Annotated in this window: 6 protein-coding genes and 3 tRNA genes; 6 read left to right on the top strand and 3 right to left on the bottom strand. The window is 56.6% G+C overall.

Annotated features, from left to right (window positions below; genetic code table 11):
- The 3 genes from M0974_RS06225 to M0974_RS06215 all read right to left on the bottom strand — a co-directional run.
- Window positions 1-1,089: histidine kinase dimerization/phospho-acceptor domain-containing protein (locus tag M0974_RS06225; protein ID WP_297834100.1), on the bottom strand; the 1,089-nt coding region annotated here is incomplete at its 3' end.
- Window positions 1,079-1,318, bottom strand: a complete 240-nt coding sequence (locus tag M0974_RS06220) for a PP0621 family protein (protein WP_297834098.1) — start codon at window positions 1,316-1,318, stop codon at window positions 1,079-1,081. The genes M0974_RS06220 and M0974_RS06225, both read right to left, overlap by 11 nt.
- Before the next feature lie 129 nt (window positions 1,319-1,447).
- Complete coding sequence (locus M0974_RS06215) at window positions 1,448-2,467, bottom strand: outer membrane protein assembly factor BamD (protein WP_297834096.1); 1,020 nt, start codon at window positions 2,465-2,467, stop codon at window positions 1,448-1,450.
- A 149-nt stretch (window positions 2,468-2,616) separates the two neighbouring features.
- Between M0974_RS06215 and rluD the strand changes: the two genes are divergently transcribed.
- The 6 genes from rluD to M0974_RS06185 all read left to right on the top strand — a co-directional run bounded on the left by rluD (window position 2,617) and on the right by M0974_RS06185 (window position 7,759).
- Window positions 2,617-3,579: a 23S rRNA pseudouridine(1911/1915/1917) synthase RluD gene (gene rluD / locus M0974_RS06210; protein ID WP_297834093.1), complete on the top strand. Its 963-nt coding sequence runs from the start codon at window positions 2,617-2,619 to the stop codon at window positions 3,577-3,579.
- A gap of 8 nt (window positions 3,580-3,587) precedes the next feature.
- Window positions 3,588-4,316, top strand: coding sequence for a peptidoglycan editing factor PgeF (gene pgeF / locus M0974_RS06205; protein ID WP_297834103.1), 729 nt, complete (start codon window positions 3,588-3,590; stop codon window positions 4,314-4,316).
- Between the two features lie 311 nt (window positions 4,317-4,627).
- Window positions 4,628-7,192: an ATP-dependent chaperone ClpB gene (clpB, locus tag M0974_RS06200; RefSeq protein WP_297834089.1), complete on the top strand. Its 2,565-nt coding sequence runs from the start codon at window positions 4,628-4,630 to the stop codon at window positions 7,190-7,192.
- A 310-nt stretch (window positions 7,193-7,502) separates the two neighbouring features.
- A tRNA-Asn gene (locus M0974_RS06195) sits at window positions 7,503-7,578 on the top strand.
- A gap of 23 nt (window positions 7,579-7,601) precedes the next feature.
- Window positions 7,602-7,678, top strand: a tRNA-Pro gene (locus tag M0974_RS06190).
- Between the two features lie 5 nt (window positions 7,679-7,683).
- Window positions 7,684-7,759, top strand: a tRNA-Lys gene (locus M0974_RS06185).
- The last annotated feature ends 77 nt before the right edge of the window (window positions 7,760-7,836 follow it).

The following is a 7,836-nucleotide window of genomic DNA, read 5'->3' as shown; positions in this document are numbered from 1 at the left end:
GACGATGTGATTGATGCGGGCGATTTCCTGCCGAACGTCTTTGACGACCGCCCGCGCCGGGCTGATCGTGGGCAAGTCGCGGCCAATGATTTCAATGACGCCAGCAATCCCCGCCAACGGGTTGCGAATTTCGTGGGCGATACCGGCAGTCAACCGACCTAGTGCAGCCAGCTTGAGTTGCTGGGCCTGCTGGGAGATTTCTGACAAATCTTCGAGAAAAACCAGTGTTTGGCGCTGATCGCCGCGATTAAGGGCGATGAAGCTCGGCCGTAACACAGGCCCAGCGACGGATGTCTCAACGTTGTGGGGGCGCAACATGGGGTTAATCAGCCATTGGCGTAAACGATCGACCAATTGCGGCGAGTAATCGTCAATGGTTTGGCCGATCAGTTGCTCATGGCCCAGAAGAGTCAGGGCTCCTTGGTTGGCCAGCAACACTTGGCGTCGGGCATTGATCACCAAAATACCTGTACGCATGCGTTGCAGGATCAAGGCATTGAGCTCTTCCAGGTTATCGACATCCGCCGCGCGTTCGTTGGCCAGGGTTTCACTGCGGTCCAGGCGCCGGGTCAGCGTTTGTACCGTCAGCGCGGCCGCAAAGCTGAGCACGCCGAGGGTGCCTGCTTGAACATAGTAGTTAGCGGCAGAGGGTCGACTGAAACTGAGATAGAAGGTCAGGTAGATGATCCCGATGGTCGCGACGGCCGCTATCAACAGGCCGATACGCCCGCGCAGCAGCACATTGCTAATGGCTACCGATGCAACAAGCAGGTTGCCGATACCACTTGGGGCACCGCCGCCCGCGTAGAACAGTGCTGACAGCATCACTACATCGGCCATCGCCAGGCTGAAGATCTGCGCCGCGTGCTCCGGCCTGTTCAGCAGCACCCCGAGCATAATGTTGACGATCAGGTACACCCAGCAACCGGTTCTGAACAGGTCCGCATTGGCCAGTTCCAGCAGATCGCCGTCAAGGTTGCTGGAAATCAGCAGCACCAGAGTGATGCCAATGGCCAAGCGATAAAGGTGATAGAGCCGAAGGACGCGTTGCGTCTGGTCGCCGCTCAGAGAGAGGGCCTTAGCGCTCACGAGCGGCAGGGCCTTGTTCAAGGTGCGCCTGGCTGCAATACCATTGTTGTTGCTGGCTCAACGCCCGGTCACGCGGCAAATACACGCCGCAGTGTTCGCAGCGGACCATGGGTGCCGCGACGCCTTCGGGCGGGGGTGAGTTTTTGCGTGGCGCAGGGCGTTTGCCCATGCGTTTGAAGAAGTACACCGCTACCGCAATTAAAATGACCCACAAGAGTAAGCGAACCATGACTACCAGCTTTCTGAATAAAGATTGGCAGTGTAGCCAAGGACCTGACGGGCGCACAGCACAGAAATCGCGAATAAAAAAAGAGGCCCGCAGGCCTCTTTTCAATACAGCGCAATCACTACGGCTGAATCAGTCGAACACACCGAAGGTCATGTAGCTGAACCACGAGCGGTCGCTATTGTTACCTTCCGCTTGATGCTGATCTTCCTGAACTTCATCGCCGTTATCGGGCGGCAACAGCTCTTTTGGAATCGCTTCTTTAGCGTCCTGGTATTGCTTGATTACGTCTTGGTTGGCGCGGGTTTCACCCGGCGGCAGCGGCGGACGGCTCTCGATCAAGCCCAGAGTCGCCTTGGACAGCCACGAGCGGTTGTCCGCGTCGGTGACCTGTGGCACGAACTGGCCATCAACCAGGCTGGGGTGGTTGGGGTAGTTCAGCTTCAGGACTTCCAGGCTGGTGGCAGCCAGTGCGTCCAGGTGCATACGCTGATAAGACTCGACCATCACGGCCAGGCCATCGCCAACTGCTGGCGTTTCCTGGAAGTTTTCCACCACATAACGACCGCGGTTGGCGGCTGCGACGTAGGCCTGACGGGTCAGGTAATAATCCGCTACGTGAATCTCGTAGGCCGCCAGCAGGTTGCGCAAATAAATCATGCGCTGCTTGGCGTCCGGCGCATAACGGCTATTAGGGTAGCGAGCGGTTAGCTGCGCAAACTCGTTGTAAGAGTCGCGAGCGGCGCCAGGGTCACGCTTGGTCATGTCCAATGGCAGGAAGCGAGCCAGCAGGCCAACGTCCTGGTCAAATGAAGTCAGACCTTTCAGGTAATAGGCGTAGTCGACGTTGGGGTGTTGCGGGTGCAAACGAATAAAACGTTCGGCGGCAGACTTCGCAGCCTCCGGCTCACCGTTTTTATAGTTGGCGTAAATCAGCTCAAGCTGTGCCTGATCGGCATAACGGCCGAACGGATACCGCGATTCCAACGCCTTAAGCTTGTTGGTAGCGCTTGAGTAACTACTATTGTCCAGGTCGGCCTGCGCCTGCTGGTACAGCTCGACTTCGCTCAAATTTTCGTCGATTACTTCTTTCGATGAACAGGCAGCGGTGAGTGCGAGGATGGCGATCAGCAGCAGGTGTTTCACTTGCATGGCGGCTAGCGTCCCTATGACGGCCGCTGTCTTGGGCGGGGCCGTCCTGTTATGATGGGCGCCCCGCGGAACCCCCGGGGCAAAAGACGCCGTATTTAACCACAAGCGCGCAGCCGAAACCAAAGGCTACGCCGCCTCTTAGTCTGGCCATGTCCGAGAATATAGAACTTAGCGCAGAGGTACCGTCCGAAATGGGCGGTCAACGCCTCGATCAAGTCGCCGCACAATTATTCGCTGAGCACTCGCGCTCGCGCCTTTCCGCCTGGATAAAAGACGGCCGCCTGACTGTGGACGGGGACGTTATACGCCCGCGTGACATCGTTCATGGCGGCGCTGTTCTGCACCTGATCGCAGAGCAGGAAGCCCAAGGTGAATGGGTGGCGCAGGATATTGAGCTCGATATCGTCTACGAGGACGATCAAATCATGGTGATCAACAAACCTTCAGGTTTGGTGGTTCACCCAGCTGCCGGTCATGCCGATGGCACGCTGCTTAATGCTCTGTTGCACCACTTTCCAGACATCATCAATGTGCCACGAGCCGGTATCGTGCACCGTCTGGACAAGGACACCACCGGTTTGATGGTGGTTGCCAAAACTATTCAAGCGCAGACCCAACTGGTCACTCAGTTGCAAAGCCGCACGGTCAGTCGCATCTACGAATGCATTGTCATCGGTGTTGTTACCGCTGGCGGCAAGATCGACGCGCCGATTGGTCGTCACGGTCAGCAGCGCCAGCGTATGGCGGTAATGGAAGGCGGCAAGCAGGCGGTAAGTCATTACCGTGTTCTTGAGCGTTTCCGTTCCCACACCCATGTGCGGGTCAAGCTGGAAACCGGCCGTACTCACCAGATTCGTGTCCATATGGCGCACGTAAACTTCCCGTTGGTCGGAGATCCGGCCTACGGCGGTCGCTTCCGTATTCCGCCGGCTGCCAGCGTGACCATGGTCGAATCGTTGAAACATTTTCCGCGTCAGGCGCTTCACGCGCGTTTCCTGGAGCTGGATCATCCGACCACCGGTAAGCGCATGAAGTGGGAATCGCCACTTCCAGACGATTTTGTCTGGTTATTGTCGCTGTTAAAGCAGGATCGTGAGGCGTTCATCGGGTGAATGAGTTCGTGGCGGATTGGTTGATACCTGACTGGCCTGTGCCAGCGACTATCAAATCCTGCGTCACAACCCGTGCGGGCGGCGTCAGTCTGGCGTCGTTCGACAGCTTCAATCTCGGCGATCATGTCGACGATGATCCTCAAGCGGTCGCGGCCAACCGTCTCCGCTTGACCTCTCATTTAGGTACACAACCCGCTTGGCTGAGCCAAGTGCACGGTATCGACGTCGCTCACGCGGATCCACTTAACGTGGTCGCCGCCGACGCCAGTTGGACCGACACCCCGAATATTGCCTGCACCATCATGACTGCCGACTGTTTGCCGGTGCTGTTTTGCGACCGCGCTGGAACCCGTGTAGCGGCTGCGCATGGCGGTTGGCGTGGGCTGGCGGCTGGCATTCTGGAAGCGACGGTTGATCGGTTGAAGGTGCCCGCCAGCGAAATTCTCGTATGGTTGGGCCCGGCTATCGGACCAAAGGCGTTTGAAGTCGGGCCGGAAGTTCGTGAGGCCTTCATAAGTACGCATCCCGAAACCATCGAAGCGTTCGTGCCCAGCGTCAACGACGGTCGTTTCATGGCTGACATCTACGCTTTGGCGCGTTTGCGCTTGGCGGCGATTGGAGTGACGGCGGTGTATGGCGGTGGTTTCTGCACGGTCAACGACCCGCGCTTCTATTCCTACCGCCGCAACGCCCGTACCGGCCGGTTTGCCTCGCTGGTGTGGATTTCCCAATCTTGAAGTAGACCCCGGTCCTAAGACGGATGGAGATTCGGTGGGGGCGAACGTGTTCGCGAAGGCCACGCCTCGGTCTGGCTGATACACCGCGCCGTCTGCTTCCCGAATGAATTTGGTCCCACAGATTTTCGGTATGGCGTAGGGCCTGGTTCCTGCGACTCGTCCAAGCGACTACGCTCACCCTCACAATAGCTGACCTGCGTCAATCAGACGGCGCTTGAATCCTGCAGAATCGACCGCATCTTATAGGCTCTCTGGCAGGTTTTCTTTATAGGTGTCTCCATCGCTCCGGCCTGCTTTAAGGAAGGTGACTAATGCGTATAGATCGATTAACCAGCAAGTTGCAGTTGGCGTTATCTGATGCCCAGTCATTGGCGGTTGGCCTCGACCACCCAGCCATTGAGCCTGCACATTTAATGCAGTCGTTGCTTGAACAGCAGGGCGGTACGATCAAGCCGTTGCTGATGCAGGTTGGCTTTGACGTCAACAGCTTCCGCAAAGAGCTGAGCAAAGAGCTCGATCAACTGCCAAAAATCCAGAACCCCACCGGCGACGTCAATATGTCGCAGGAATTGGCGCGTCTGCTCAATCAGGCCGATCGTCTGGCGCAGCAAAAGGGTGATCAGTTCATCTCCAGTGAACTGGTATTGCTGGCCGCGATGGATGAAAACAGCAAGCTCGGCAAGTTGTTGCTTGGCCAGGGCGTGAGCAAAAAAGCCCTTGAGAACGCCATCAGCAACTTGCGTGGCGGCGAAGCGGTGAATGACTCGAATGTCGAAGAATCGCGCCAGGCGCTGGATAAGTACACGGTCGACCTCACCAAGCGCGCTGAAGAGGGCAAGCTTGATCCAGTGATCGGGCGTGACGACGAGATTCGTCGGACCATTCAGGTGCTGCAGCGCCGGACCAAAAACAACCCAGTGCTGATCGGCGAGCCTGGCGTGGGTAAAACCGCCATCGTCGAAGGGTTGGCCCAGCGCATCATCAACGGTGAAGTGCCCGATGGTCTTAAAGGCAAACGGGTGTTGTCGTTGGACATGGGCGCGCTGATTGCGGGTGCCAAGTTTCGTGGCGAGTTCGAAGAACGCCTGAAAGCGCTGCTCAATGAGCTGTCGAAGCAAGAAGGTCAGATCATTCTATTTATCGACGAACTGCACACCATGGTCGGCGCTGGCAAAGGCGAAGGCGCGATGGATGCGGGCAACATGCTCAAGCCCGCTCTGGCTCGCGGCGAGCTGCACTGCGTCGGCGCGACCACGCTTAACGAGTACCGCCAATACATAGAGAAGGATGCGGCCCTCGAACGGCGCTTCCAGAAAGTGTTAGTAGAAGAGCCTAGCGAAGAAGACACCATCGCCATCCTGCGTGGCTTGAAAGAGCGCTACGAAGTTCACCATAAAGTTGCGATTACTGACGGTGCGATCATTGCGGCGGCCAAATTGAGCCACCGCTATATCACCGACCGTCAGTTGCCAGACAAGGCCATCGACCTGATCGATGAAGCGGCCAGCCGCATTCGCATGGAAATCGATTCGAAGCCGGAAGTGCTCGACCGTCTGGAGCGGCGTTTGATTCAGCTCAAGGTCGAATCTCAGGCCCTGCGCAAAGAAGACGACGAAGCGGCGATCAAGCGTCTGGAAAAACTTCAGGAAGAAATTCACCGTCTGGAACGTGAATACGCTGATCTTGAAGAGATCTGGACCTCGGAGAAAGCCGAAGTCCAGGGCTCTGCGCAGATCCAGCAGAAAATCGAACAGTCTCGTCAGGAGCTGGAAGCCGCCCGACGCAAGGGTGATCTAAATCGCATGGCTGAATTGCAGTACGGGATCATCCCCGATCTGGAGCGCAGCCTGCAGATGGTCGATCAGCACGGCAAAAGCGAAAATCAGTTACTGCGCAGCAAGGTTACCGAAGAAGAGATCGCCGAGGTCGTGTCGAAATGGACCGGCATCCCAGTATCGAAAATGCTCGAAGGTGAGCGCGACAAGCTGTTGAAGATGGAAAGCCTGTTGCACCAGCGTGTCATTGGGCAAAACGAGGCGGTGATCGCGGTCTCCAACGCGGTGCGTCGTTCTCGTGCCGGGCTCTCTGATCCAGATCGTCCTAGCGGCTCGTTCATGTTCCTGGGCCCAACGGGTGTCGGTAAGACCGAGCTGTGCAAGGCGCTGGCGGAGTTCTTGTTCGACACCGAAGAGGCCATGGTTCGCATCGACATGTCCGAGTTCATGGAAAAACACTCCGTTGCCCGCTTGATCGGCGCGCCTCCTGGCTATGTGGGTTATGAGGAGGGTGGCTACCTGACCGAGGCTGTGCGGCGTAAGCCTTATTCGGTGATTCTGCTGGACGAGGTCGAGAAGGCCCACCCTGACGTGTTCAACGTACTGCTTCAGGTGCTTGAAGACGGTCGCTTGACCGACAGCCATGGCCGGACGGTGGATTTCCGTAATACCGTGATCGTGATGACCTCGAACTTGGGCTCTGCGCAGATTCAGGACCTGGTGGGCGACCGTGAGGCGCAACACGCTGCCGTGATGGATGCCGTCAGTTCGCACTTCCGTCCGGAGTTCGTTAATCGCATCGATGAAGTGGTGGTGTTCGAACCGCTGGCCCGGGATCAGATTGCCGGGATTGCCAACATTCAGCTGAACCGTCTGCGTGGACGTTTGACAGAGCGAGAGTTGAAGCTGGAGCTGAGCGACGAAGCGTTGGATAAGTTGATCGCGGTCGGGTACGACCCGGTTTACGGCGCACGGCCTCTCAAGCGTGCGATACAGCGCTGGATCGAAAACCCGTTGGCGCAGCTGATTCTGTCGGGGCACTTCGTGCCTGGCGCGACCGTGACCGGTACAGTGGTCAACGATGAGATCGTTTTCGGCTGATTCGATTCGCTGCTGTTGCTCCATAGCGCTATATAAGAGAAGGCCCTCCCCGCGAGGGCCTTCTTTTATTGAAAGCCAGCTGCATAGCTTTTTATCGCGACAAACCGTGATTTTGAGCGTTCTCAGGGCTGAGGGGAAAAAAACGCAAATCATTGTCTTAAATGCAGTTTTAAGGGTTGACAGTCTTTTTTAAAATTGTAGAATAGCGCGCCTCAGAGATGCTAACGCAGCGATGCGAAAGGATCGAAAAGGCTGAAATAAGTAGTAAATTCAGCGTTGTAGATGTAAAGTTGCGTCCGAAATCGATAGTTCCGCGATAGCTCAGTTGGTAGAGCAAATGACTGTTAATCATTGGGTCCCTGGTTCGAGTCCAGGTCGTGGAGCCACTTAATTTCAGATGTAGCAGTATCGGGGTATAGCGCAGTCCGGTAGCGCGCCTGCTTTGGGAGCAGGATGTCAGGAGTTCGAATCCCCTTACCCCGACCATTTTTGGGTCGTTAGCTCAGTTGGTAGAGCAGTTGGCTTTTAACCAATTGGTCGTAGGTTCGAATCCCACACGACCCACCATTTTCTGCCGGGTTGTTCCGGGCTGAATCTTAGGGAGTGATGCCAAAAGCATCACCCAATCAAAGGCGCCTTTTACG

The organism is Pseudomonas sp. (assembly GCF_026224925.1).
Lineage (GTDB): Bacteria > Pseudomonadota > Gammaproteobacteria > Pseudomonadales > Pseudomonadaceae > Aquipseudomonas.
Note: the sequence above shows the minus strand (reverse complement) of the source record. Positions and strands in the feature narration are given on the sequence as shown.